This window comes from Yersinia aldovae 670-83, from assembly GCF_000834395.1.
GTDB lineage: Bacteria > Pseudomonadota > Gammaproteobacteria > Enterobacterales > Enterobacteriaceae > Yersinia > Yersinia aldovae.
This window is the reverse complement of record NZ_CP009781.1, coordinates 2,341,011-2,366,034: the sequence shown is the minus strand read 5'-3', so window position 1 is coordinate 2,366,034 and position 25,024 is coordinate 2,341,011. Positions and strand designations below refer to the sequence as shown.

Genomic DNA, 25,024 nt, shown 5'->3' with positions numbered 1-25,024 from the left:
TTATTTCCGTAAACGTACATTTTCCACTGCGTGATTGGCACTCTTAGTCATAATCAAACTTGCCCGCTCACGAGTTGGTAATATATTTTGCTTTAAATTCAATCCATTAATTTCTTTCCACAGCTGGGTGGCAATTTTAACCGCCTCAGTCTCGGGTAGTTTTGCGTAATTATGGAAATAGGAGTCAGGGTTTGAAAATGCACCTTGTCGGAATTTAAGAAATCTATTGATATACCAACTTTGCAGCAAGTCCTCAGGGGCATCAACATATATAGAAAAGTCGACAAAGTCAGAGACAAATACATGATGAGGGTCGTGAGGGTAATCCATTCCGCTCTGTAATACGTTTAAACCTTCTAATATAAGAATGTCAGGTTGCTTAATGATTTTATTACCATCAGGGACCACATCGTATATCAAATGGGAATAAACAGGCGCGGTCACATGGTCTGCGCCGGATTTAACCTCAGAAACAAACTTTACCAGATTATGCATATCATAGGATTCAGGGAATCCCTTTTTCTTCATCAATCCACGTTCATTCAGCACTTTATTAGGATGAAGAAAACCATCGGTGGTAATGAGTTCTACACTCCGGTGCTCCGGCCAGCGGCTGAGTAATGCTTGCAGCAAGCGTGCAGTGGTGCTTTTACCGACAGCGACACTCCCTGCAATACCGATGACATAGGGAATGCGTTGGCCATCCGTACCCAAAAATTGCTCCAGGACGGCCTGACGACGCAAATTAGAACTGATATAAAAATTAAGTAAGCGCGACAGTGGTAGATAAATCTGTGCCACTTCGTCTAATGAAAGGTCTTCGTTAATCCCTTTAAGTTTAACGATTTCTTCTTCTGTCAGTGTCAAGGGTACTGAGTCACGTAGAGCAGCCCACTGAGTACGATCGAACTGTAGATAAGGCGTCGCTAAAGATTGATCTCTTTTTGTCATAAGCCAAATTCTGCCTGTTAACGCAGGTTGGGAAAGGCGCTGGACGCCAACTCCAGATAAGAAACAAGCTGCATATTATAGGCAGCTTGGTTTTTGGCGTAGACATTTTTGTGCTTAGTAAGTGATTTCTTTGATATGCGTAACTATTCCATATAATTAAGGACAATTACGGTATGCGATGGAGTGATTATCGGACTATGGCTGTATGCATCTGATTAATAGTAAATAAACGCTTAAAATAGATGGCTGTAGGATGATAGTAACCGTCGGGCGAACAGGCATAATCAGGAATCTCGCCTATATAGCGATAACCTTGTGAGCGGTAAAAAGATTCGGCGGCAGAGCCTGCCTCGGTATCGAGATACAATAGCCCGCGCGACAGTTGTAATGCCTTGCCCTCCATCGCAATTATTAACTTATGTCCAATACCGGAGCGACGGCTGCGGCTGTGTACGAGTAGTTTCTGTACTTCTGCCCGATTCAACCCATTCGGTTTCTGGCAAAGATTAAGCTGGATTGTACCGACAATGCCTTGTTCGTCGCGGGCAATCCACAGCAATAGTGTACCCTTTTCCATGTCCGGGCGCAGACTATGAAAATAACGTTCAGCAGCGTCCTGCGGCAGGCTGTGCGTGTCGTAACCTACGGACGCGCCGTGGGCCACGGCATCAATTAATAAGCTTACCAGTCCACTTTGGTATACTGGCATTGTTGCTGTATTAAGTTGTACTATTTTCATAGTGATGTTCCTCATCTGTAGCCGCGTTGGTCTAATATCCATAGGCCATATATTGCTTATATTTATGTTTAAGCAATAAACAAGCCAAACATACAGCGATGCGAATACGACGATATTCCAATAATTTTTAGATAAATTTGCACTCTCCTGGGGACTGTTTCACCGTTTTGGGGCGTAAATCTCATTCCAGGGCGAGCGTACGTTTATCCGGCAATGAGATCTGACACTGCTTTTAGAACGGATTTTGATCAACAGAATGGTTACAATACTTAGCGCCCTGGTTGCTAATTGAGCGAAGCGAGTTTAATAATCCACCATGCATTTGAAAAGTGGTGGTTTTATGAGCGAAAGAGCAAAATATGCGATTTTTTTGTTGCATCATAGCCTCGGTCTACCTAGAATGCGCTGCACTTGATGCCGGCATAGCTCAGTTGGTAGAGCAACTGACTTGTAATCAGTAGGTCCCGAGTTCGACTCTTGGTGCCGGCACCATTCAAGTACTAAAAATTAGGTGGGGTTCCCGAGCGGCCAAAGGGAGCAGACTGTAAATCTGCCGTCATCGACTTCGAAGGTTCGAATCCTTCCCCCACCACCATTTTTAACCTTGAGTCTCAAGCCGATTCAAAATAGAGAATCCAAATGAGGCCCTTCAAGGGAAGGTGAAAACCTTCGCGAAGTTTCGAGTCGTGCGTAGTGAGTCAACAACGCATAGCGGCGGCCCGAAGGTCGAGGAACGAAGTGATTAATAATCCTTCTCTCACCACCATGTTTGACCTTGAGTCCCAGGGTGATTCAGAAGACCGAACCTCCCAGTCAACACTCAAGGCGAGAGCTGTGCTCTCGATGAAGAGTGAAGTGGCAAAGCCCTTCCTTTCAAATTTCTGCAGATTAAGTCAGGTAGCCGAGTTCTAAGACGCGGGCATCGTATAATGGCTATTACCTCAGCCTTCCAAGCTGATGATGTGGGTTCGATTCCCACTGCCCGCTCCAAGATGTGCTGATATAGCTCAGTTGGTAGAGCGCACCCTTGGTAAGGGTGAGGTCGGCAGTTCGAATCTGCCTATCAGCACCATTTCTCATCTTCTCGTCCCCTGATTTTCTTTCTGCGTTATGGATTCAGCAAGCATATGCTTGGTTGATGTGGTGAAACCACCGATTCCGTGTCTTAGAGGGACAATCGATGTCTAAAGAAAAGTTTGAACGTACAAAACCGCACGTTAATGTGGGTACTATCGGCCACGTTGACCATGGTAAAACTACCCTAACTGCTGCAATCACCACCGTTTTGGCTAAAACCTACGGCGGGAGTGCTCGTGCATTCGACCAGATTGACAACGCTCCGGAAGAGAAGGCGCGTGGTATCACCATCAACACGTCTCATGTTGAATATGACACCCCATCTCGTCACTATGCGCACGTTGACTGCCCAGGGCACGCCGACTACGTTAAAAACATGATAACCGGTGCTGCTCAAATGGACGGCGCTATCTTGGTTGTTGCTGCGACTGATGGCCCAATGCCACAGACGCGTGAGCATATCCTGTTGGGTCGTCAGGTTGGCGTTCCTTACATCATTGTCTTCATGAATAAATGTGACATGGTGGATGACGAAGAGTTACTGGAATTGGTAGAAATGGAAGTGCGTGATCTTCTGTCTACCTACGATTTCCCTGGCGATGATACACCGGTTGTTCGTGGCTCAGCACTCAAAGCGCTGGAAGGCGAGCCTGAGTGGGAAGCAAAAATTATCGAACTGGCTGGCTACTTGGATTCTTACATTCCTGAACCAGAGCGTGCTATCGATAAGCCGTTCCTGCTGCCAATCGAAGACGTATTCTCTATCTCCGGTCGTGGTACGGTAGTTACCGGTCGTGTAGAGCGCGGTATTGTTAAAGTTGGCGAAGAAGTTGAAATTGTTGGCCTGAAAGACACCGTTAAATCTACTTGTACCGGCGTTGAAATGTTCCGCAAACTGCTGGACGAAGGCCGTGCAGGTGAGAACGTCGGTGTTCTGCTGCGAGGTATTAAACGTGAAGAGATCGAACGTGGTCAGGTTCTGGCTAAACCAGGTTCTATCAAGCCACATACCAAATTTGAATCAGAAGTTTATATTCTGAGCAAAGATGAAGGCGGCCGCCATACTCCGTTCTTCAAAGGCTACCGTCCTCAGTTCTACTTCCGTACAACTGACGTAACCGGTACCATCGAATTACCAGAAGGCGTTGAAATGGTGATGCCAGGTGACAACATTCAAATGATTGTTAACCTGATCGCTCCTATTGCAATGGATGACGGTCTGCGCTTCGCGATTCGCGAAGGTGGTCGAACTGTCGGCGCTGGCGTTGTTGCTAAAGTCATTGAATAAGATTTGACGCGACATGCGATAAAAGGGCATCATTTGATGCCCTTTTTCTACGTTGTCATGCTAGAACCTATCTCATCAGTGGTTTTTTAATCATAATTACTGGTGAGATGGGCTCTGGAAGTACGGCGAATAGTGCTGAATGGTGCTGATTAGAGAGTCTCTAGAGCATCTTTCAGCTTGGTTTGCTTTGCGATGCGAAGCAAAGTTGTTGTTCTGAATCATAGTGACAGGTTGGTTTATGAGTGCGAATACCGAGGCTCCAGGGAGCGGACGTGGCCTGGAAACGGCTAAATGGCTAATCGTTGCTGTATTGTTAGTTGCAGCTATTGTCGGTAATTATTATTACCGTGATTTCAGCTTGCCGCTACGTGCGTTGGCAGTTGTAGTAATTATCGCGGTTGCCGGTGCTGTTGCATTGATGACGGCAAAAGGCAAAGCCACTGTAGCGTTTGCTCGTGAAGCACGCACGGAAGTGCGTAAAGTGATTTGGCCTACCCGTCAGGAAACGCTGCACACGACATTAATCGTTGCGGCGGTAACTGCTGTAATGTCACTGATTCTATGGGGACTGGATGGTATTCTGGTTCGCCTGGTCTCATTTATTACTGGCCTGAGGTTCTAAGATGTCTGAAGCACCCAAAAAGCGTTGGTACGTCGTTCAGGCGTTTTCCGGTTTTGAAGGCCGCGTAGCTCAATCGCTACGTGAGCATATCAAGTTACATGACATGGAAGAGCTGTTTGGCGAAGTCATGGTTCCAACGGAAGAAGTCGTCGAAATTCGTGGCGGTCAACGTCGTAAAAGTGAACGTAAATTCTTCCCAGGCTATGTGCTGGTGCAGATGGTGATGAACGATGCCAGCTGGCACTTAGTGCGTAGCGTGCCGCGTGTCATGGGCTTTATCGGCGGTACATCCGATCGTCCTGCACCCATCAGTGATAAAGAAGTTGATGCGATTATGAATCGCCTTCAACAAGTGGGTGATAAACCACGTCCTAAAACACTGTTTGAGCCAGGTGAGTTGGTTCGTGTTAGCGATGGTCCGTTTGCAGACTTCAACGGTGTTGTTGAAGAAGTGGACTACGAAAAGAGCCGCTTGAAAGTGTCTGTTTCCATTTTTGGCCGTGCAACGCCGGTTGAACTGGATTTCAGTCAGGTAGAAAAAGGCTGATTCATTTTTCGCCATTGGTTGAAATTTGAGTCTTGTCTTAGGCGTGAAATTACAATATAATTTCGCGCCTTTTGTTTTTAGATGTCTTGCTTTTTGTCATCCGTGACAACTTATTTCATTGTAAATAATAGCGAGACAAAACACGGGGAGCCTCGAACGCGAGGCGATACTACCCAAATCGAGGAAATCGTAAATGGCTAAGAAAGTACAAGCCTATGTCAAGCTGCAAGTTGCAGCTGGTATGGCGAACCCAAGTCCACCAGTTGGCCCAGCATTGGGTCAGCAGGGTGTTAACATCATGGAATTCTGTAAAGCGTTCAATGCTAAGACTGAAAGCATTGAAAAAGGCCTGCCGATCCCTGTTGTTATTACTGTTTATTCTGATCGCTCTTTCACTTTCGTTACTAAAACCCCGCCAGCAGCAGTTCTGCTGAAAAAAGCGGCAGGTATTAAGTCTGGTTCCGGCAAGCCGAACAAAGACAAAGTAGGGACTGTGACCAGTGCTCAGGTTCGTGAAATCGCAGAAACCAAAGCTGCGGATATGACTGGTGCTGACGTTGACGCTATGATGCGTTCAATCGAAGGTACTGCTCGTTCCATGGGCCTGGTAGTGGAGGGTTAATAAATGGCTAAGCTGACCAAGCGCATGCGCGTGATCCGTGACAAAGTTGATGTTACTAAGCAATACGATATCAACGAAGCTGTTGCCCTGCTGAAAGAGCTGGCTACTGCTAAATTCGTAGAAAGTGTGGACGTTGCCGTTAACCTCGGTATCGACGCACGTAAATCTGACCAGAACGTTCGTGGTGCAACTGTGTTGCCACACGGTACTGGCCGTTCAGTCCGCGTTGCTGTTTTCGCTCAGGGTGCAAACGCTGAAGCTGCGAAAGAAGCAGGCGCTGAATTGGTAGGTATGGAAGATCTGGCTGATCAAATCAAGAAAGGCGAAATGAACTTCGACGTTGTTATTGCTTCCCCAGATGCAATGCGCGTTGTAGGTCAATTGGGCCAAATCTTGGGCCCACGTGGCCTGATGCCTAACCCTAAAGTGGGTACTGTTACTCCTAACGTTGCTGAAGCAGTTAAGAATGCTAAAGCAGGTCAGGTTCGTTATCGCAACGACAAAAACGGTATTATCCACACCACCATTGGTAAAGTTGATTTCGACTCAGAGAAGTTGAAAGAAAACTTAGAATCTCTGGTTGTTGCGCTGAAGCGTGCTAAACCTGCTACAGCGAAAGGCGTTTATATCAAGAAAATCAGCCTGTCCACCACTATGGGCGCCGGCGTTTCTATTGATCAAAGCGGCCTGTCAGCAGTAGTGGTCTAATCACTATTTGCTTTTATCGCTTTACGTGGGCGTAAGGTTTGTCTAGAATCTTACGCCCATGCTTCTGTTGATGGGTTTGACTCATTATCAGAACACCAGAATTTATCGGTTGGAGCTTGGCCTTATCCAAGCCTCCGTCCAAGACCGCAGGTGTGTTGTAAAAAACACTTAATTCCCTGCGTAGACGGTGACAGAACCTAAAGCATTTTTTCTTCTTCTTTTTATTTATAAAAAACAAGAAGTGCCTTTGCTGGATTCTGCTCACCGTGTTTCAACGCCCTTTCATTGCATTTTGTAGTGGATTGGGTGACGTGAGTTCCGGGGAATTACTCCCCGGTTAATCCAGGAGCAAGAACTAATGGCACTAAATCTTCAAGGCAAACAAGCGATTGTTGCTGAAGTTAAAGAAGTAGCCAAAGGTGCGCTGTCTGCGGTTGTTGCGGATTCTCGTGGCGTTACCGTTGATAAAATGACTGAACTGCGTAAAGCAGGTCGTGAAGCTGGCGTTCACATGCAAGTTGTTCGTAACACCTTGCTGCGTCGCATTGTTGAAGGCACTCAATTCGATTGCCTGAAAGACACGTTTGTTGGTCCAACCTTGATTGCATTCTCTTCTGAACACCCGGGCGCAGCTGCTCGTTTGTTCAAAGCATTTGCTAAAGATAATGCGAAATTTGAGGTTAAAGCAGCAGCCTTTGAAGGCGAGTTAATCCCTGCGGCTCAGATCGACCGCCTGGCAACTCTGCCAACCTACGAAGAAGCAATCGCACGTCTGATGGGAACCATGAAAGAAGCCGCTGCCGGCAAATTGGTTCGTACTCTGGCTGCACTGCGCGATCAGAAAGAAGCTGCTTAACTGCCTTTTTTCTCCATCGTTGCTTTTTAACGTATAAACTATTTCTGTATTTTAGGAACAATTGTTATGTCAACTATCACTAAAGACCAAATTCTGGAAGGCGTTGCAGCTCTGTCTGTAATGGAAATCGTTGAACTGATCTCTGCTATGGAAGAGAAATTCGGCGTTTCAGCTGCTGCTGTTGCTGCAGGTCCTGCTGCTGCTGCTGAAGCTGTAGAAGAACAAACTGAATTCAACGTTGTTCTGACTTCATTCGGCGCTAACAAAGTTGCAGTAATCAAGGCTGTTCGCGGCGCAACTGGCCTGGGCTTGAAAGAAGCTAAAGACTTGGTTGAATCTGCACCGGCAGTTCTGAAAGAAGGCGTGAACAAAGACGAAGCTGAGTCACTGAAAAAAGCTCTGACTGAAGCTGGTGCTGAAGTTGAGATCAAGTAAGTTAAGCTTTGAGTTTGCAGCCTAACTTATAGGCTGATGGCTGGTGACTTTTTAGTCATCAGCCTTTTTGCGCTGTAGGGCGTTAGTCGCATTTCACACTGTTTAGCGGCTGGCTGACCCCAAATATTCCTTTCTATTGACGACTTAATATACTGCGTTCTCAGCTACGACCCACTCGGGTAGCTCGGTAGTCAAAGTAACGCGATGAAATGGTTTAAGAGTGATAGAAAAGAGTATTCCGAGAAGTGTTTCGACTTCTCATTCTAAATAATAGTGTTGCACGACCTGTCCTGGTTTCAGGGCAGACAGAGTGGGTCGACTTTTCAGCGAGCTGAGGAACCCTATGGTTTACTCCTATACCGAGAAAAAACGTATTCGTAAGGATTTTGGGAAACGTCCACAAGTTTTGGATATCCCTTATCTCCTTTCTATCCAACTTGACTCGTTCCAGAAATTTATCGAGCAAGATCCCGAAGGACAACACGGTCTGGAAGCAGCATTCCGTTCTGTTTTTCCTATTCAGAGCTACAGCGGCAATTCGGAGCTGCAATACGTTAGCTACCGTCTTGGTGAGCCAGTATTTGACGTCAAAGAGTGCCAGATCCGCGGTGTGACTTATTCCGCACCACTGCGCGTTAAACTGCGCCTGGTTATCTATGAGCGTGAAGCTCCGGAAGGTACGGTCAAAGACATCAAAGAACAAGAAGTCTACATGGGTGAAATTCCACTCATGACCGAAAACGGTACCTTTGTCATTAACGGTACTGAGAGGGTTATCGTATCTCAGCTGCATCGTAGTCCTGGTGTATTCTTTGACAGTGATAAGGGTAAGACCCATTCATCGGGCAAAGTGCTGTATAACGCACGTATCATCCCTTACCGCGGTTCATGGTTAGATTTCGAGTTTGACCCGAAAGACAACCTGTTTGTCCGTATTGACCGTCGTCGTAAATTGCCTGCAACCATCATTCTGCGTGCATTGAGTTTCACCACGGCACAGATCCTGGATCTGTTCTTTGATAAAGTGGTCTTTGAAATTCGTGACAACAAGCTGCAGATGGAATTGGTTCCAGAGCGCCTGCGCGGTGAAACGGCATCCTTTGATATTGAAGCGAATGGCAAGGTTTACGTCGAGAAAGCGCGTCGTATTACTGCACGTCATATTCGCCAGCTTGAAAAAGACGGCATTGATCGCATCGAAGTTCCGGTTGAATACATTGCCGGTAAAGTAGTTGCAAAAGACTATATCGATACGAACACCGGCGAGCTTATCTGTGCAGCCAACATGGAGCTGTCACTGGATTTGCTGGCTAAGCTGAGCCAGTCTGGCCACAAGCACATCGAAACATTGTTCACCAACGACCTGGATCACGGTGCTTATATCTCCGAGACCCTGCGTGTTGACCCAACCAGCGATCGTCTGAGCGCTTTGGTTGAAATCTACCGCATGATGCGTCCTGGTGAGCCACCAACACGCGAAGCCGCTGAAAACCTGTTTGAGAACCTGTTCTTCTCTGAAGACCGCTACGATTTGTCAGCGGTTGGCCGGATGAAGTTCAACCGTTCTCTGCTGCGTGACGAAATCGAAGGTTCCGGTATCCTGAGCAAAGAAGACATCACCGAAGTGATGAAAAAGCTCATCGATATCCGTAATGGTCGCGGCGAAGTGGATGATATCGACCACTTGGGCAACCGTCGTATTCGTTCCGTTGGTGAAATGGCTGAAAACCAGTTCCGTGTAGGTCTGGTTCGTGTTGAGCGTGCAGTTAAAGAGCGTTTGTCTCTGGGCGACCTCGACACTCTGATGCCTCAGGACATGATCAACGCCAAGCCGATTTCGGCGGCGGTGAAAGAGTTCTTTGGTTCCAGCCAGTTGTCACAATTTATGGACCAGAACAACCCGTTGTCTGAGATTACGCATAAACGTCGTATCTCTGCATTGGGCCCGGGCGGTTTGACCCGTGAACGTGCTGGCTTTGAAGTTCGAGATGTTCATCCGACTCACTACGGTCGCGTATGTCCAATCGAAACGCCAGAAGGTCCAAACATCGGTCTGATCAACTCCTTGTCCGTGTACGCACAGACCAACGAGTATGGTTTCCTGGAAACCCCTTATCGTCGCGTGCGCGATGGTGTGGTGACCGATGAAATTAACTATCTGTCTGCTATTGAAGAAGGCAACTTCGTTATCGCTCAGGCGAACTCCAACCTGGACGAAGACGGCCGCTTCATCGAAGACTTGGTCACTTGTCGTAGCAAAGGCGAATCAAGCCTATTTAGCCGCGATCAAGTTGACTACATGGACGTTTCCACTCAACAGGTGGTGTCCGTTGGTGCTTCTCTGATTCCATTCCTGGAACACGATGACGCCAACCGTGCCTTGATGGGTGCGAACATGCAACGTCAGGCGGTTCCTACTCTGCGTGCTGATAAGCCGTTGGTGGGTACTGGTATGGAACGTGCAGTAGCGGTTGACTCAGGGGTAACCTCTGTAGCCAAACGTGGCGGTACTGTTCAGTACGTAGATGCATCCCGTATCGTGATTAAAGTTAACGAAGACGAGATGTATCCGGGCGAAGCAGGCATTGATATTTATAACCTGACCAAATACACCCGTTCTAACCAGAACACCTGTATCAACCAGATGCCGTGTGTGAATCTGGGTGAGCCAATTGAGCGCGGCGACGTGCTGGCAGATGGCCCATCAACAGACCTGGGCGAACTGGCATTGGGTCAGAACATGCGCGTAGCGTTCATGCCTTGGAACGGTTACAACTTCGAAGACTCCATCTTGGTCTCCGAGCGCGTGGTACAAGAAGATCGCTTCACCACCATCCACATTCAAGAACTGGCATGTGTGTCCCGTGACACCAAGCTGGGGCCAGAAGAGATAACGGCTGATATCCCGAACGTGGGTGAAGCTGCACTGTCCAAACTGGATGAGTCCGGTATCGTGTATATCGGTGCTGAAGTGACTGGTGGCGACATTCTGGTGGGTAAGGTAACACCTAAAGGTGAAACCCAACTGACGCCAGAAGAGAAGCTGTTACGTGCGATCTTCGGTGAGAAAGCGTCTGATGTTAAAGACTCTTCTCTGCGTGTACCAAATGGTGTTTCCGGTACGGTTATTGACGTGCAGGTCTTTACTCGCGATGGCGTAGAAAAAGACAAACGTGCGTTAGAAATCGAAGAGATGCAACTGAAGCAGGCCAAGAAAGACCTGACGGAAGAGTTGCAGATCCTGGAAGCGGGCCTGTTTGCACGTATCCATGCAGTACTGGTTTCTGGTGGCATCGAAGCTGACAAGCTGAGCAAGTTACCTCGTGATCGTTGGCTCGAACTGGGCCTGACCGACGAAGACAAGCAAAACCAACTGGAACAGTTGGCAGAGCAGTACGACGAAATGAAATCCGAATTCGAGAAGAAGATGGATGCCAAGCGTCGTAAGATCACCCAAGGCGATGATTTAGCACCCGGCGTACTGAAGATAGTCAAGGTGTACCTGGCGGTTAAACGTCAGATTCAACCGGGTGACAAGATGGCCGGTCGTCACGGTAACAAAGGTGTTATCTCTAAGATTAACCCGATCGAAGATATGCCTTACGATGAAAACGGTACGCCGGTAGACATCGTTCTGAACCCGCTGGGCGTACCATCGCGTATGAACATCGGTCAGATTTTGGAAACCCACTTAGGGATGGCAGCGAAAGGCATCGGCGAGAAAATCAACGCCATGCTGAAAAAGCAGGAAGAAGTTGCCAAACTGCGTGAGTTCATCCAGAAAGCCTACGATCTGGGCGACAACGTTTGTCAGAAAGTTGATCTGAGCACCTTCACCGATGACGAAGTATTGCGTCTGGCTGAGAACCTGAAAAAAGGTATGCCAATTGCAACACCCGTCTTCGATGGTGCGACAGAGAAAGAGATCAAGGAACTGTTACAGCTAGGTGGTCTGCCAACTTCTGGTCAGATTACTCTGTTTGACGGCCGTACCGGCGAGCAATTCGAACGTCAGGTTACTGTCGGCTACATGTACATGCTGAAACTGAACCACTTGGTTGATGACAAGATGCATGCGCGTTCTACCGGTTCTTACAGCCTGGTTACTCAGCAGCCGCTGGGTGGTAAGGCTCAGTTCGGTGGTCAGCGCTTCGGTGAGATGGAAGTGTGGGCGTTGGAAGCTTATGGCGCCGCGTACACATTGCAGGAAATGCTTACCGTCAAGTCCGACGATGTAAACGGCCGTACCAAGATGTACAAAAACATCGTGGATGGCGATCACCGTATGGAACCAGGTATGCCGGAGTCCTTCAACGTATTGTTGAAAGAAATCCGCTCGCTGGGCATCAATATCGAGCTGGAAGAAGAGTAATTCTTCACCAGACGGCAAGCTCTTATAGCCGGGAGCTTGCTGGTGGTTCGCACTGGTCACAGGGGCGCTCAAATTTCGTTTTGAGCGCCTATCAGGTCTAACTCCGACAGGAGCCAATCCGTGAAAGACTTATTAAAGTTTCTGAAAGCGCAAACTAAGACCGAAGAGTTTGATGCGATCAAAATTGCTCTGGCCTCGCCAGACATGATCCGTTCCTGGTCGTTCGGTGAAGTTAAAAAGCCGGAAACCATTAACTACCGTACGTTCAAACCAGAACGTGACGGCCTTTTCTGCGCCCGTATCTTTGGCCCAGTAAAAGATTATGAATGCCTGTGCGGTAAGTACAAGCGTTTGAAACACCGCGGTGTTATTTGTGAGAAATGCGGCGTTGAAGTGACTCAAACCAAAGTACGCCGTGAGCGTATGGGTCACATCGAACTGGCTTCTCCAACTGCGCACATCTGGTTCCTGAAATCGCTGCCATCCCGCATCGGTTTGCTGCTGGATATGCCATTACGTGACATCGAACGTGTACTGTACTTCGAATCCTATGTGGTTGTTGAAGGCGGTATGACCAACCTGGAACGTCGTCAGATCCTGACTGAAGAGCAGTATCTGGACGCGTTGGAAGAGTTTGGTGATGAGTTCGACGCGAAAATGGGCGCAGAAGCGATCCAAGCCTTGTTGAAAAACATGGATCTGGAAGCGGAGTGCGAGATCCTGCGCGAAGAATTGAACGAAACAAATTCTGAAACCAAGCGTAAGAAGCTGACCAAGCGTATCAAGCTGCTGGAAGCGTTCGTACAGTCTGGCAACAAGCCAGAGTGGATGATCCTGACCGTGCTGCCTGTGCTGCCGCCAGACTTGCGTCCATTGGTTCCGTTGGATGGTGGTCGTTTTGCGACTTCTGATCTGAACGATTTGTATCGTCGCGTGATCAACCGTAACAACCGTTTGAAGCGCCTGCTGGACTTGGCGGCTCCTGACATCATCGTGCGCAACGAAAAGCGTATGCTGCAAGAAGCAGTAGATGCATTGCTGGATAACGGCCGTCGCGGTCGTGCGATTACCGGCTCTAACAAGCGTCCGTTGAAGTCACTGGCTGACATGATCAAAGGTAAGCAAGGTCGTTTCCGTCAGAACTTGCTGGGTAAACGTGTTGACTACTCAGGCCGTTCGGTTATTACCGTTGGTCCATACCTGCGTCTGCATCAGTGCGGTCTGCCTAAGAAAATGGCTCTTGAGCTGTTCAAACCGTTCATCTACGGCAAGCTGGAATTGCGTGGTCTTGCTACCACCATTAAAGCCGCCAAGAAGATGGTTGAGCGTGAAGAAGCTGTGGTTTGGGATATCCTGGATGAAGTTATCCGCGAACACCCAGTGCTGCTGAACCGTGCACCCACCCTTCACCGTTTGGGTATCCAGGCGTTTGAACCGGTTCTGATCGAAGGTAAGGCAATCCAGTTGCACCCACTGGTTTGTGCGGCCTATAACGCCGACTTCGATGGTGACCAAATGGCTGTTCACGTACCGCTGACACTGGAAGCTCAGTTAGAAGCGCGTGCGTTGATGATGTCTACCAACAACATCCTGTCACCAGCGAACGGCGAGCCAATCATCGTTCCTTCTCAGGACGTTGTATTGGGTCTGTATTACATGACCCGCGACTGTGTTAACGCCAAAGGCGAAGGCATGGTTCTGACTGGCCCGAAAGAAGCTGAACGTATTTATCGTGGTGGCCTGGCATCTTTACATGCCCGCGTAAAAGTGCGTATTACGGAAGAAATCCGTAATGTCGAAGGCGAAAGCATTACGCGTACCAGCATCATCGATACGACAGTTGGCCGTGCTATTTTGTGGATGATCGTCCCGAAAGGCCTGCCTTACTCTATCGTGAACCAGCCGCTGGGCAAAAAAGCTATCTCCAAGATGCTGAACACCTGTTACCGCATCCTGGGCTTGAAGCCAACGGTTATCTTTGCTGACCAGATCATGTACACCGGTTTTGCTTACGCAGCACGCTCAGGCGCCTCTGTAGGTATCGATGACATGGTTATCCCAGAAGCGAAAGCAGGGATCATCGAAGAAGCTGAAACTGAAGTTGCCGAGATCCAGGAGCAGTTCCAATCTGGTCTGGTAACCGCAGGCGAACGTTATAACAAAGTGATCGATATCTGGGCCGCGGCTAACGAACGTGTTGCCAAGGCGATGATGGATAACTTGTCGGTAGAAGATGTTGTCAACCGTGACGGCGTTGTCGAACAGCAAGTGTCATTCAACAGCATCTTTATGATGGCCGACTCCGGTGCGCGTGGTTCTGCTGCACAGATTCGTCAGCTTGCCGGGATGCGTGGTCTGATGGCCAAGCCAGATGGTTCGATCATTGAAACGCCAATCACTGCGAACTTCCGCGAAGGTTTGAACGTACTTCAGTACTTCATCTCAACGCATGGTGCGCGTAAAGGTTTGGCGGATACCGCATTGAAAACTGCGAACTCCGGTTACCTGACCCGTCGTTTGGTTGACGTGGCACAGGATCTGGTGGTAACCGAAGACGATTGTGGTACCCATAACGGTATCGTGATGACCCCGGTTATCGAAGGTGGTGATGTTAAAGAGCCACTGCGCGATCGCGTTCTGGGTCGTGTGACCGCAGAAGAAGTTATCAAGCCGGGTACGGCTGATATTCTGGTTCCGCGTAACACCCTGTTGGACGAAAAATGGTGTGATCTGTTAGAAGAAAACTCCGTCGACAGCGTTAAAGTTCGTTCAGTTGTAAGCTGTGAAACTGACTTTGGTGTGTGTGCAAACTGCTATGGTCGCGACCTGGCTCGTGGTCACATCATCAACAAAGGTGAAGCGGTTGGTGTTATTGCAGCACAGTCCATCGGTGAGCCGGGTACCCAGCTTACGATGCGTACGTTCCATATCGGTGGTGCGGCATCTCGTGCGGCGGCAGAGTCCAGCATCCAGGTTAAGAACAAAGGCAGCTTGAAACTGAGCAACGTCAAGTTCGTTACCAATGCAGCGGGCAAGCTGGTTATTACGTCTCGTAATACCGAGCTGAAGCTGATCGACGAATTCGGTCGTACTAAAGAAAGCTACAAAGTGCCTTACGGTGCTGTCATGGCTAAAGGCGATGGCGCAGAAGTCCAGGGCGGCGAAACCGTTGCTAACTGGGATCCGCACATCATGCCAGTTGTGACCGAAGTGAGCGGTTTCATTCGCTTCGCGGACATGGTTGACGGCCAGACCATTACCCGCCAGACCGACGAACTGACTGGTTTGTCTTCTCTGGTAGTACTGGATAGTGCAGAGCGTACCGGCAGCGGTAAAGACCTGCGTCCGGCACTGAAAATCGTTGATGCTAAAGGCGACGATGTATTGATCCCAGGTACTGATATGCCTGCTCAATACTTCCTGCCAGGTAAAACGATTGTACAGTTGGAAGACGGCATTCAGATCGGTGCAGGTGATACCCTGGCGCGTATTCCTCAGGAATCAAGCGGTACTAAGGATATCACCGGTGGTCTGCCACGCGTTGCTGACTTGTTCGAAGCACGTCGTCCGAAAGAGCCTGCAATCCTGGCTGAAATCAGCGGGATCATCTCGTTCGGTAAAGAGACCAAAGGCAAACGTCGTCTGGTTATCTCACCGTTAGATGGTAGCGATGCATACGAAGAGATGATTCCGAAATGGCGTCAGCTCAACGTGTTCGAAGGTGAAATTGTAGAACGCGGTGACGTGGTTTCCGATGGCCCAGAATCTCCACATGACATTCTGCGTTTGCGTGGCGTTCACGCGGTTACCCGTTACATCACCAACGAAGTGCAGGAAGTTTACCGTCTGCAAGGCGTTAAGATTAACGATAAACACATTGAAGTTATCGTTCGTCAGATGCTGCGTAAAGGCACCATCGTTGACTCTGGTAGCACCGACTTCCTGGAAGGCGAGCAGGCAGAAATGTCTCGCGTTAAAATCGCTAACCGTAAGCTGGCAGCCGAAGGCAAAATTGAGGCTACGTTCACCCGTGACCTGCTGGGTATCACCAAGGCATCCTTGGCGACCGAGTCCTTCATCTCTGCGGCTTCGTTCCAGGAAACCACGCGCGTTCTTACTGAAGCGGCGGTTGCCGGTAAACGTGATGAACTGCGTGGCCTGAAAGAAAACGTTATCGTCGGCCGTCTGATTCCAGCCGGTACCGGTTACGCTTATCATCAGGATCGTGCACGCCGTAAAGCACAAGGTGAAGCTCCAGTTGTACCGCAAGTGAGCGCGGATGAAGCAACTGCTAACCTGGCTGAATTGCTTAACGCCGGTTTTGGTAACAGCAAAGACTAATCTCTTTGTTCGTCACCAACGTAAAAACCGCTCCTCTCGGAGCGGTTTTTTTTTGCTTATTTTTCAGAATGAAAGCACGAAATTTATTGGGATATGCGCCCGAAATGACGATCCCAATCCTTCCACACCGGTTGCAGCCCTGCCAGCGTTAATGCCTGAGCCACCTGTTCAGGCGTTCGATTATCATGAGGGGCAAATTGCTCAAGTTCAGGATGATTATCGGCATATCCGCCCGGCTGAGTTTTGGAACCCGCACTGACATTATTAATCGCGACCGGAATCACGTTATCGCGGAAGAAAGGCGATTCACGGGTTGAGAGTGACAGTTCTACATCCGGAGCAAACAATCTAAAAGCACAGATCAATTGCAGCAGTTGTGGTTCGCTCATCAGAGAAGCTGGCTCAATTCCCCCGGCACATGGGCGCAGACGTGGGAATGAAATTGAGTAGCGACTCTGCCAATAGGTTTGTTGCAGGTAAAACAGATGCTCCGCCAGCATGTAGCAGTCGGTGCGCCAACTGCTCGACAAGCCAATCAACGCACCTAATCCGATCTTGTCGATCCCAGCCCGACCGAGACGATCAGGGGTTGCCAGCCGCCAATGAAAATCCTGTTTATGGCCGCGCAAATGATGTTGCTGATAAGTCGCCGGATGATAGGTCTCCTGATAAACCATCACGCCATTCAATCCCAACGTTTTTAGCTCTGCATACTCTTCTTGCGCCAATGGCTGAACTTCCATCATCAGCGAGCTGAATTGATTGCGAATAGTTGGAAAATGACGGCGAAAATAGTCCATTCCCACTTTTGCCTGATGCTCACCGGTGACCAGCAGCAAGTGTTCGAAGCCTAATGCTTTGATGGCTTCACACTCACGGATGATTTCAGCTTCATTCAATGTTTTGCGCTTAATACGATTGCTCATCGAGAAACCGCAGTAAGTACAATCATTGGCGCACAGATTAGAAAGATAAAGCGGCACATAAAAACTGACGGTATTGCCAAAACGCTGGCGCGTCAGTTGCTGCGCCTTCTGTGCCATCGGCTCCAGATAAGCCAAAGCCGCCGGTGAAATCAATGCCATGAGATCTTCACGGCTGGGTTTGGCCGCGTGAATCGCTCGCTCAACATCGGCGGCGGTTTTACTGTTGATGCGCAGCGAAATATCATCCCAATTCAATTGCTGCCAGCGCTGGCTGAACCCTTCAGACATGATTTTCTTCCTCAAGCTGGCTGAGAAAGCCAGTCAGTGGGCTGGTGGCAATGGCCTTGCCAAACTGTTGGTTGCCAAGCCCAGCCTGACGCGCCAATTCACCGGATTCAACCGCCAAACGGAAAGCATGCGCCATGTGCACCGGTGAGCGCGCAACAGCTATCGCGGTATTCACCAGAACAGCATCAGCGCCTAGTTCTATAGCTTCAAGTGCATGGCTTGGCGCACCAATTCCAGCATCGACCACCACGGGTACTTTGGCCTGCTCGATAATAATTTGCAGAAAGTCGCGAGTACGTAAGCCTAAATTTGATCCAATCGGTGCCCCCAATGGCATGACGGCCGCACAGCCGACTTCTTCCAGCCGTTTGCACAATACCGGGTCTGCGCCGCAGTAAGGCAGAACCACAAATCCCTCTTTCACCAGTATTTCGGCAGCTTTCAGGGTTTCTATTGGATCGGGCAGTAAATACTTCACATCCGGATGAATTTCCAATTTTACCCAATGGGTACCCAGTGCTTCGCGCGCCAGACGGGCAGCAAATACAGCTTCTTGCGCAGTTTTAGCCCCCGAGGTATTAGGCAGTAAGCGCACGCCTAGCTGGCGCAACGGCGCAAGAATGGCATCGTTACCCGCCCGTAAATCTACTCGTTTCATCGCCATCGTTATCAGTTGTGAACCGGAGGCGCGTAGTGCTTCCAGCATCAATTCAGCCGTGGCAAATTTGCCCGTACCGGTAAATAAACGTGAGGTAAAAGTGGTATCGGCGATCTTCAGCATGTCAGCCTCCGGCAATGGCTTGGAATAGCAAAATTTTGTCACCTTGGTGCAACTGACATTTGTCCCAGTCAGTGCGCGGGATGATGACCTGATTAACCGCCAGTGCCGTGCCCGGCTGGTGGTGGTTCAGTTGTTGGAGCAACTTTTCAGCGGTTATGGTGCATTTCACCTCAAGCGGCTGATCATTAAGCACAATGTTTATATGGTCACTCTTCACTGTGAGCCTCCACAGACAAGGCAATGCTGCGCCCGCGTCAGTTGCAAGGTGCTCCAGCTTTGCTGCTTGCCATCGAATAAGCGCAGCTTCCCGCTCAATGCAGACAGAAGACCGGCCAACATTTTGATGGCTTCCAGCGCTTGTAAGGTGCCGATAACGCCGACCACCGGCCCCAAAACACCAGATGTACGGCAGTTGCGCTGCGGCAATTCTTTATCGGGATAAAGGCAGGCGTAGCAACCGTGGGAAAAAGGCGGTTCAATCACCAGTAATTGTCCGCTAAACCCCACAGCACTGCCGCTGATTAAGGGTTTTTGTGCGGTGATACAGGCGGCGTTCACCTGATGGCGGGTTTCCATGTTGTCACTGCAATCGAGCACCAAATCAGCGTTCGCCACCGCATCAGCCAATGCCGCATCAGCCAGCCTGGTATCGAAGGCGACAATCTCAATCAGCGGATTAAGATTTTGCAAATGACGCTGGGCTAACCGCACTTTAGTTTGGTTGCTGGCAGAGGTCTGGTTGATATCGGTGGTACGGTACAGGATTTGGCGCTGTAAGTTGCTCAGATCCAATTGGTCATCGTCAGCCAGTAACAATTTACCGATACCAGCGGCCGCCAAATAGAGTGCGGCAGGGGAGCCAAGGCCACCCAGACCGATGATCAACACACGAGCACTTTTCAGCTTCAGTTGGCCCTCCGGGCCAATATCTTCCAGCAACAACTGGCGGCTGTAGCGCAAGAATTCACTGTCACTCAGCTCATGCTTGTTTATCATCGCTCAGCTCCTTGCCCTCAATCAGACGTAGCAATTGTGCCGTGGCTTGCTGCCAATTCTCAGCTTGAGTAATGGCGCTAACGACAGCCACACTGCCCACGCCGGTTGCTAATACCGCGGGAACGCGCTCAATGCTGATGCCACCGATGGCAACGGTGGGGTAGTCCGGTGTGTTTTCCACCATCTGCTTGAGCACCGCCAGCCCCTGAGGGGATGACGGCATTTGCTTGGTTTGGGTCGGGAAGATATGGCCTATGGCGATATAAGAAGGCCGCACAGCTTTAGCTATCGACAGTTCGTGCTCATCGTGGGTAGATACCCCGAGCCGCAATCCGGCTTGTTGTATGGCGGCCAAATCAGTGGTCTGCAAATCTTCTTGCCCCAGATGTACACCGTAAGCGCCATGCTTAATCGCCAGCCGCCAGTAATCATTGATAAATAAGCGCGCCTGATAGCATTTGCCCAATGCAATTGCTGCGGCAATATCCTGCTCTACTTGTGTGTCATCTAACGCCTTGATGCGTAACTGGATAGTGGTTACTCCTGCCGCCAGCAGGCGCTCTATCCACAGCACGGAATCGACGACCGGATATAAGCCAAGGCGCGGTTCAGTCGTCGGAAAACCCTGCTGAGCCGAGAAGAGCGGTGTATCAGATGGTTTCATTATCGGCCTCCGCTTTTAGATTTGCCGGGCTGTGATACAACTCACTGCCACGGGAGCGGAACTCGGCTGACATCTGCTCCATACCCGATTGCAGCACTTCAATGGGCTGAGCGGCGGCCTGTTCTTGCCTGGCTGCATAATCTCTCACTTCTTGCGAAATCTTCATCGAACAGAACTTCGGCCCGCACATAGAGCAAAAGTGAGCGACTTTGCCAGATTCTTGTGGCAGGGTTTCATCGTGATAGGCCCGCGCGGTTTCTGGGTCGAGAGCCAAATTGAACTGATCTTCCCAGCGGAATTCAAAGCGGGCTTTTGACATGGCGTTGTCACGGATCTGCGCACCGGGATGGCCTTTGGCTAAATCAGCGGCATGAGCGGCGATTTTATAAGTTATAAGCCCTTGTTTCACATCTTCTTTATTAGGAAGCCCAAGATGTTCTTTCGGTGTGACATAACACAGCATCGCGCAACCGAACCAGCCAATCATCGCGGCACCGATGCCGGAGGTGAAATGGTCATAGCCGGGGGCAATATCGGTGGTCAACGGGCCTAAGGTATAAAATGGCGCTTCGTGGCAATGTTCCAACTCTTCGGTCATATTGCGGCGAATCATCTGCATTGGCACATGCCCTGGGCCTTCAATCATCACCTGCACATCATATTCCCAGGCAATTTTGGTCAATTCACCCAAGGTATGCAATTCGGCAAATTGGGCTTCATCATTGGCATCCTGAATAGAACCGGGGCGCAGGCCATCACCCAGTGATAATGAAACATCATAAGCAGCACAAATCTGGCAAATCTCGCGGAAATGTTGGTACAGGAAGTTTTCCTGATGATGAGAAAGGCACCATTTCGCCATAATCGACCCGCCACGAGAGACAATACCGGTCAGTCGTTTAGCGGTCATCGGCACGTAGCGCAGCAGCACGCCAGCATGAATGGTGAAGTAATCGACACCTTGCTCGGCCTGCTCTAGCAAGGTGTCACGGAACATTTCCCAAGTGAGGTTTTCTGCCACCCCATTCACTTTTTCCAGCGCCTGATAGATAGGGACAGTGCCAATAGGGACTGGGCTATTACGCAGTATCCATTCACGGGTTTCATGGATATAGCGTCCAGTGGACAAATCCATCACGGTGTCGGCACCCCAGCGGGTAGACCACACCAGTTTTTCCACTTCTTCCTCAATGGAGGAGGTCACGGCAGAGTTACCGATGTTGGCGTTTACTTTCACTAAAAAGTTGCGACCAATAATCATTGGTTCAGATTCGGGGTGGTTAATATTTGCTGGAATGATGGCCCGCCCTGCGGCGACTTCCTGTCGGACAAATTCTGCGGTGATATTTTCGGGTAAGTTAGCGCCAAAAGCCTGCCCCGGATGTTGCTGGCGTAAGACTTCACCGCGAATACGTTCACGCCCCATATTTTCTCGCAGCGCGATAAACTCCATTTCTGGGGTGATGACACCTTGACGGGCGTAATGCAATTGGGTGACACATTTACCTGCAATGGCTTTTTTCGGGCGTGGCAGATGCTCAAAACGCAAATGATCCAAACCTTCGTCAGCCAAACGTTGTTGGGTAAAACCAGAGCTAACGCAGTTGAGTGCCGCGGTATCCTGACGATCGGCTATCCAGCTATTGCGTAATTTGGGCAAACCGACATGAACATCCAGTTTGGCGCTCGGGTCGCCATAAGGGCCGGAGGTGTCATATACCGGGATGGCTTCGTTATCTTCATAGCGAGGTGAGTCTTTGCCGCCGCCGATCAACGTCGGGCTGAGTTGGATCTCACGCATCGGCACTTGAATATCAGGCCGTGAGCCTTGCAGATAAATACGTTGTGAATTGGGGAAAGTGACACCTTGCAAGGTATCAATAAATTCTTGAGCATTTTCACGTTGTTGCTTACGTGGAATGGGTTTACGTGAGTATGATGAATTTTTAGCAGTTGTATTATTAGACATAGCAATTCCTACCGGTGCGGTTTATAGGGAAAATTGCTTGTCTGGAGCTTGGCGGGAGTAACGATGTTGGCCAGTGACCGGCAGACACCTGTCAAGGGAATGCCGGGCCTGTAGCGATAAATTACTCTTGTTCCCTTCGCGGGTATTAACCCGATCAGGTTCCGCGGATCCCGAATTAACGGTCTCAGCCTGCGTTTGCTTTCTTAAGAAAACAGGTGCTAGGCACTCCGACAAGAGTCCTTACTATACGAGGTTGCATTAAAACTACAAGCCCGCATTGATCACTGGGCTATTCTACTGGCCCCTTTTTGCCTTCTGACTGAGCGGCTTGCCATGACTCAGCCGCCCATTGAACTAATTGATCTTCCAAGCGAAAACGGGCATCCAATGCCTCGCCTATATCGGATAAAGCCTGTTGAAACTCGCTACAGCTATCGTCATCGATCTCAATGTTTGTATAACGATCATGGAATGCCATGATAGTTTGAGTGTTATTTTTTAACGCAGGATATACTTTGGTGGTCAGCGCCATTTTCGGGCTGAACGCGCCTTCTACCTGTTTGATAATTCTGTCATAGATATGGAAGTGACCCGAAGAGAGATAGTCCACTAAATTATGGCAAAAGTTCTCCAACGCTTTTTCATTAAGCGGGGTATGCTTTTCTTTTTGCGGCTTAATACCGATCACTGTGCAATACGAAACTAAAAGTTCTTTACGCGCATGAAGCCATTGATCAATTAATTCATTACTGCCGCCAACGCGTTGAGTCAGGCTTTCCAGTCGGTTTAGCATGAGATCGACTCCGTAAAGTAATAATGGGTTACAAAAATGTAACAAGCCGGATTCTAGATTGCCAGTGAAGTCGAGGTTGTGCAACAACGATATGGAACTACAACTTACAGGTAAAGAAAGTGGCTGGTGGATTGTCAGCCATGAAAACAAATTATGGTTACCTAAAGGGGAGTTACCACAAGGTAACGCGGCCAATTGGTCATTACAGGGTGCGACCGCAAGGCAAATTGGTGAATGGCAAGGGCAGGCGGTTTGGCTTATTCGCCAGATGATGTCTGCGGATATGGGTTCTGTACGGCAATTACTGGATGTCGATCGCGGTTTGTTCCAACTGGCGGGGCGCGGCGTGCAATTAGCCGAGTTTTACCGCTCTCACCGCTATTGTGGCTATTGTGGGCATCAAATGCATGCCAGCCGTACCGAATGGGCCTGTTTGTGCAATCACTGTCGTGAACGCTATTACCCACAAATCGCCCCGTGCGTGATTGTTGCCATTCGCCGCGGTGATGAGATTTTATTGGCGCAACATGTTCGTCATCGTGGTGGTATTAACACGGTGTTAGCCGGATTTGTCGAGGTGGGGGAGACGTTGGAACAGGCAGTGTCCCGCGAAGTGCTGGAAGAGAGCAATATCCACATTAAGAACTTGCGCTATGTGACGTCACAACCCTGGCCATTCCCGCATTCACTGATGATGGCGTTTATGGCGGAGTATGACTGCGGTGAGCTGCAACACGATCCTAAAGAGCTGTTAAATGCCGGTTGGTATCGCTATGACCAATTGCCATTACTGCCCCCGCCAGGCACCGTGGCACGCCGGCTGATTGAAGATACCGTGGTGTTATGTCGTGAAGAGCAGTTCGACACGGGAGAGTAGCTAAAAAACCACCTTTAGCCACAACAGGAAAGTATTATTTGTCATGCTACAATGCGTGCAGATAACTAAGGGAGCCTCACCATGACTGAGTTGAAAAACGATCGCTATCTGCGTGCCTTATTGCGTCAACCGGTTGATGTTACACCGGTTTGGATGATGCGTCAGGCGGGCCGCTATTTGCCTGAATATAAAGCTACCCGTGCGGTTGCCGGGGACTTTATGTCACTGTGCAAAAACGCAGAGTTAGCCTGTGAAGTGACGATGCAACCATTGCGTCGTTACCCGCTGGATGCCGCGATTTTGTTTTCAGACATTCTGACTATTCCTGATGCGATGGGGCTGGGACTGTACTTTGAAACCGGCGAAGGCCCGCGCTTCCAGTCGCCGATTACCTGTCGTGCCGATGTTGAAAAACTGCCCATTCCCGATCCAGAACAGGAATTGGGTTATGTGATGAATGCGGTGAGAACCATTCGTCGTGAGTTGGCCGGTGCAGTGCCATTAATTGGTTTCTCCGGTAGCCCCTGGACGCTGGCGACTTATATGGTCGAAGGCGGTAGCAGCAAGGCTTTCACTAAATTGAAAAAAATGATGTACGCCGAGCCGCAGACGTTGCATTTGTTGCTGGATAAACTGGCCGATAGCGTCATCTTGTATCTCAATGCTCAAATCAAGGCCGGTGCCCAATCCGTGATGGTTTTTGACACTTGGGGCGGTGTGCTGACCGGGCGCGACTATCTTGAATTCTCCTTGAATTATATGCATAAAATCGTCAATGGCCTGATCCGTGAAAATGACGGGCGTCGGGTGCCGGTTACCTTATTCACTAAAGGCGGTGGGCAATGGCTGGAAGCGATGGCAGCGACCGGTTGTGATGCATTGGGGTTGGATTGGAGCACGGATATCGGCGACGCGCGCCGCCGTGTGGGGGATAAAGTTGCTCTGCAAGGCAACATGGACCCTTCTGTTCTTTATGCACCACCGGCACGTATTGAACAGGAAGTTGGCACGATTCTGGCCAGCTTTGGTCAGGGGGAAGGGCATGTGTTTAACCTGGGCCACGGCATCCATCAGGATGTTCCGCCAGAACATGCCGGTGCTTTTGTTAAGGCGGTACATGCGTTATCAAAGCCTTATCACCAAAAGTAATCAATCTATAGACAGGGTGGCAG

At 49.5% G+C, this 25,024-nt stretch carries 20 protein-coding genes, 4 tRNA genes, 1 other RNA gene and 1 riboswitch; of the genes, 16 read left to right on the top strand and 9 right to left on the bottom strand.

What is annotated here, in order from left to right; translation table 11 throughout:
• Positions 1-951: a type I pantothenate kinase gene (gene coaA, locus AT01_RS10775; protein ID WP_042547149.1), complete on the bottom strand. Its 951-nt coding sequence runs from the start codon at positions 949-951 to the stop codon at positions 1-3.
• A 187-nt stretch (positions 952-1,138) separates the two neighbouring features.
• A complete protein-coding gene (locus tag AT01_RS10770; RefSeq protein WP_042547148.1) occupies positions 1,139-1,690 on the bottom strand; it encodes a GNAT family N-acetyltransferase in 552 nt (183 codons plus the stop codon).
• A gap of 416 nt (positions 1,691-2,106) precedes the next feature.
• Here AT01_RS10770 and AT01_RS10765 point away from each other — a divergent pair.
• The 14 genes from AT01_RS10765 (at position 2,107) to rpoC (ending at position 16,558) form a co-directional block, all read left to right on the top strand.
• Positions 2,107-2,182: transfer RNA gene (locus AT01_RS10765), tRNA-Thr, on the top strand.
• Between the two features lie 18 nt (positions 2,183-2,200).
• Positions 2,201-2,285 (top strand) — tRNA-Tyr (locus AT01_RS10760).
• A 44-nt stretch (positions 2,286-2,329) separates the two neighbouring features.
• Positions 2,330-2,456, top strand: a non-coding RNA gene (locus tag AT01_RS20780) — RtT sRNA.
• A 149-nt stretch (positions 2,457-2,605) separates the two neighbouring features.
• Positions 2,606-2,680, top strand: a tRNA-Gly gene (locus AT01_RS10755).
• A 6-nt stretch (positions 2,681-2,686) separates the two neighbouring features.
• Positions 2,687-2,762 (top strand) — tRNA-Thr (locus AT01_RS10750).
• Positions 2,763-2,870: 108 nt separating this feature from the next.
• Positions 2,871-4,055 (top strand): elongation factor Tu, encoded by a 1,185-nt coding sequence (tuf, locus tag AT01_RS10745; protein WP_004704670.1) that lies wholly within the window; start codon positions 2,871-2,873, stop codon positions 4,053-4,055.
• A gap of 238 nt (positions 4,056-4,293) precedes the next feature.
• The gene (gene secE, locus AT01_RS10740) at positions 4,294-4,677 is read left to right on the top strand and encodes a preprotein translocase subunit SecE (RefSeq protein WP_004704671.1); all 384 of its coding nucleotides are present in this window, start codon (positions 4,294-4,296) and stop codon (positions 4,675-4,677) included.
• A 1-nt stretch (position 4,678) separates the two neighbouring features.
• A complete protein-coding gene (gene nusG, locus AT01_RS10735) occupies positions 4,679-5,224 on the top strand; it encodes a transcription termination/antitermination protein NusG (RefSeq protein ID WP_002210671.1) in 546 nt (181 codons plus the stop codon).
• A gap of 193 nt (positions 5,225-5,417) precedes the next feature.
• Positions 5,418-5,846: a 50S ribosomal protein L11 gene (rplK, locus tag AT01_RS10730; protein ID WP_004704678.1), complete on the top strand. Its 429-nt coding sequence runs from the start codon at positions 5,418-5,420 to the stop codon at positions 5,844-5,846.
• 3 nt (positions 5,847-5,849) lie between these two features.
• On the top strand, positions 5,850-6,554 hold the full coding sequence (gene rplA / locus AT01_RS10725; protein ID WP_042547147.1) for a 50S ribosomal protein L1: 705 nt from the start codon (positions 5,850-5,852) through the stop codon (positions 6,552-6,554).
• A gap of 358 nt (positions 6,555-6,912) precedes the next feature.
• Positions 6,913-7,410, top strand: a complete 498-nt coding sequence (gene rplJ / locus AT01_RS10715) for a 50S ribosomal protein L10 (RefSeq protein ID WP_004704682.1) — start codon at positions 6,913-6,915, stop codon at positions 7,408-7,410.
• A 66-nt stretch (positions 7,411-7,476) separates the two neighbouring features.
• Complete coding sequence (rplL, locus tag AT01_RS10710; protein ID WP_004704684.1) at positions 7,477-7,845, top strand: 50S ribosomal protein L7/L12; 369 nt, start codon at positions 7,477-7,479, stop codon at positions 7,843-7,845.
• A gap of 343 nt (positions 7,846-8,188) precedes the next feature.
• A complete protein-coding gene (gene rpoB, locus AT01_RS10705) occupies positions 8,189-12,217 on the top strand; it encodes a DNA-directed RNA polymerase subunit beta (RefSeq protein WP_042547145.1) in 4,029 nt (1,342 codons plus the stop codon).
• A 120-nt stretch (positions 12,218-12,337) separates the two neighbouring features.
• Positions 12,338-16,558: a DNA-directed RNA polymerase subunit beta' gene (gene rpoC, locus AT01_RS10700; RefSeq protein WP_042547144.1), complete on the top strand. Its 4,221-nt coding sequence runs from the start codon at positions 12,338-12,340 to the stop codon at positions 16,556-16,558.
• A gap of 83 nt (positions 16,559-16,641) precedes the next feature.
• Here the strand turns inward: rpoC and thiH are convergent, their stop codons facing one another.
• The 7 genes from thiH to AT01_RS10665 all read right to left on the bottom strand — a co-directional run bounded on the left by thiH (position 16,642) and on the right by AT01_RS10665 (position 22,975).
• Positions 16,642-17,772, bottom strand: coding sequence for a 2-iminoacetate synthase ThiH (thiH, locus tag AT01_RS10695; protein WP_042547143.1), 1,131 nt, complete (start codon positions 17,770-17,772; stop codon positions 16,642-16,644).
• The gene (locus AT01_RS10690) at positions 17,765-18,553 is read right to left on the bottom strand and encodes a thiazole synthase (protein ID WP_042547142.1); all 789 of its coding nucleotides are present in this window, start codon (positions 18,551-18,553) and stop codon (positions 17,765-17,767) included. Before AT01_RS10690 ends, thiH begins: the two co-directional genes overlap by 8 nt.
• 1 nt (position 18,554) lies before the next feature.
• Positions 18,555-18,770, bottom strand: a complete 216-nt coding sequence (gene thiS / locus AT01_RS10685) for a sulfur carrier protein ThiS (RefSeq protein WP_042547141.1) — start codon at positions 18,768-18,770, stop codon at positions 18,555-18,557.
• Positions 18,767-19,549, bottom strand: coding sequence for a HesA/MoeB/ThiF family protein (locus tag AT01_RS10680; RefSeq protein ID WP_042547140.1), 783 nt, complete (start codon positions 19,547-19,549; stop codon positions 18,767-18,769). The genes thiS and AT01_RS10680 overlap by 4 nt, the downstream gene beginning before the upstream one ends.
• Positions 19,533-20,213 carry a thiamine phosphate synthase gene (gene thiE / locus AT01_RS10675; protein ID WP_042547139.1) on the bottom strand — a complete coding sequence of 227 codons (681 nt, stop codon included), beginning with the start codon at positions 20,211-20,213 and terminating at the stop codon, positions 19,533-19,535. Before thiE ends, AT01_RS10680 begins: the two co-directional genes overlap by 17 nt.
• Positions 20,200-22,182, bottom strand: a complete 1,983-nt coding sequence (gene thiC / locus AT01_RS10670; protein WP_042547138.1) for a phosphomethylpyrimidine synthase ThiC — start codon at positions 22,180-22,182, stop codon at positions 20,200-20,202. Before thiC ends, thiE begins: the two co-directional genes overlap by 14 nt.
• 114 nt (positions 22,183-22,296) lie before the next feature.
• A riboswitch (TPP riboswitch) is annotated at positions 22,297-22,422 on the bottom strand.
• 49 nt (positions 22,423-22,471) lie between these two features.
• Positions 22,472-22,975: an Rsd/AlgQ family anti-sigma factor gene (locus tag AT01_RS10665; RefSeq protein WP_042547137.1), complete on the bottom strand. Its 504-nt coding sequence runs from the start codon at positions 22,973-22,975 to the stop codon at positions 22,472-22,474.
• 91 nt (positions 22,976-23,066) lie between these two features.
• Between AT01_RS10665 and nudC the strand changes: the two genes are divergently transcribed.
• Together nudC and hemE are read left to right on the top strand one after the other, a co-directional pair.
• On the top strand, positions 23,067-23,852 hold the full coding sequence (gene nudC, locus AT01_RS10660) for an NAD(+) diphosphatase (protein WP_042547136.1): 786 nt from the start codon (positions 23,067-23,069) through the stop codon (positions 23,850-23,852).
• 81 nt (positions 23,853-23,933) lie between these two features.
• Positions 23,934-25,001, top strand: a complete 1,068-nt coding sequence (gene hemE / locus AT01_RS10655) for a uroporphyrinogen decarboxylase (RefSeq protein WP_042547135.1) — start codon at positions 23,934-23,936, stop codon at positions 24,999-25,001.
• Positions 25,002-25,024: the final 23 nt, after the last annotated feature.

Excerpts from the sequence above, each read along its gene's own strand:
- coaA (WP_042547149.1), bottom strand. The coding sequence starts at position 951 with ATGACAAAAAGAGATCAATCTTTAGCGACGCCTTATCTACAGTTCGAT.
- AT01_RS10770 (WP_042547148.1), bottom strand. The coding sequence starts at position 1,690 with ATGAAAATAGTACAACTTAATACAGCAACAATGCCAGTATACCAAAGT.
- tuf (WP_004704670.1), top strand. The coding sequence starts at position 2,871 with ATGTCTAAAGAAAAGTTTGAACGTACAAAACCGCACGTTAATGTGGGT.
- secE (WP_004704671.1), top strand. The coding sequence starts at position 4,294 with ATGAGTGCGAATACCGAGGCTCCAGGGAGCGGACGTGGCCTGGAAACG.
- nusG (WP_002210671.1), top strand. The coding sequence starts at position 4,679 with ATGTCTGAAGCACCCAAAAAGCGTTGGTACGTCGTTCAGGCGTTTTCC.
- rplK (WP_004704678.1), top strand. The coding sequence starts at position 5,418 with ATGGCTAAGAAAGTACAAGCCTATGTCAAGCTGCAAGTTGCAGCTGGT.
- rplA (WP_042547147.1), top strand. The coding sequence starts at position 5,850 with ATGGCTAAGCTGACCAAGCGCATGCGCGTGATCCGTGACAAAGTTGAT.
- rplJ (WP_004704682.1), top strand. The coding sequence starts at position 6,913 with ATGGCACTAAATCTTCAAGGCAAACAAGCGATTGTTGCTGAAGTTAAA.
- rplL (WP_004704684.1), top strand. The coding sequence starts at position 7,477 with ATGTCAACTATCACTAAAGACCAAATTCTGGAAGGCGTTGCAGCTCTG.
- rpoB (WP_042547145.1), top strand. The coding sequence starts at position 8,189 with ATGGTTTACTCCTATACCGAGAAAAAACGTATTCGTAAGGATTTTGGG.
- thiH (WP_042547143.1), bottom strand. The coding sequence starts at position 17,772 with ATGTCTGAAGGGTTCAGCCAGCGCTGGCAGCAATTGAATTGGGATGAT.
- AT01_RS10690 (WP_042547142.1), bottom strand. The coding sequence starts at position 18,553 with ATGCTGAAGATCGCCGATACCACTTTTACCTCACGTTTATTTACCGGT.
- AT01_RS10680 (WP_042547140.1), bottom strand. The coding sequence starts at position 19,549 with ATGATAAACAAGCATGAGCTGAGTGACAGTGAATTCTTGCGCTACAGC.
- thiE (WP_042547139.1), bottom strand. The coding sequence starts at position 20,213 with ATGAAACCATCTGATACACCGCTCTTCTCGGCTCAGCAGGGTTTTCCG.
- thiC (WP_042547138.1), bottom strand. The coding sequence starts at position 22,182 with ATGTCTAATAATACAACTGCTAAAAATTCATCATACTCACGTAAACCC.
- AT01_RS10665 (WP_042547137.1), bottom strand. The coding sequence starts at position 22,975 with ATGCTAAACCGACTGGAAAGCCTGACTCAACGCGTTGGCGGCAGTAAT.
- nudC (WP_042547136.1), top strand. The coding sequence starts at position 23,067 with ATGGAACTACAACTTACAGGTAAAGAAAGTGGCTGGTGGATTGTCAGC.
- hemE (WP_042547135.1), top strand. The coding sequence starts at position 23,934 with ATGACTGAGTTGAAAAACGATCGCTATCTGCGTGCCTTATTGCGTCAA.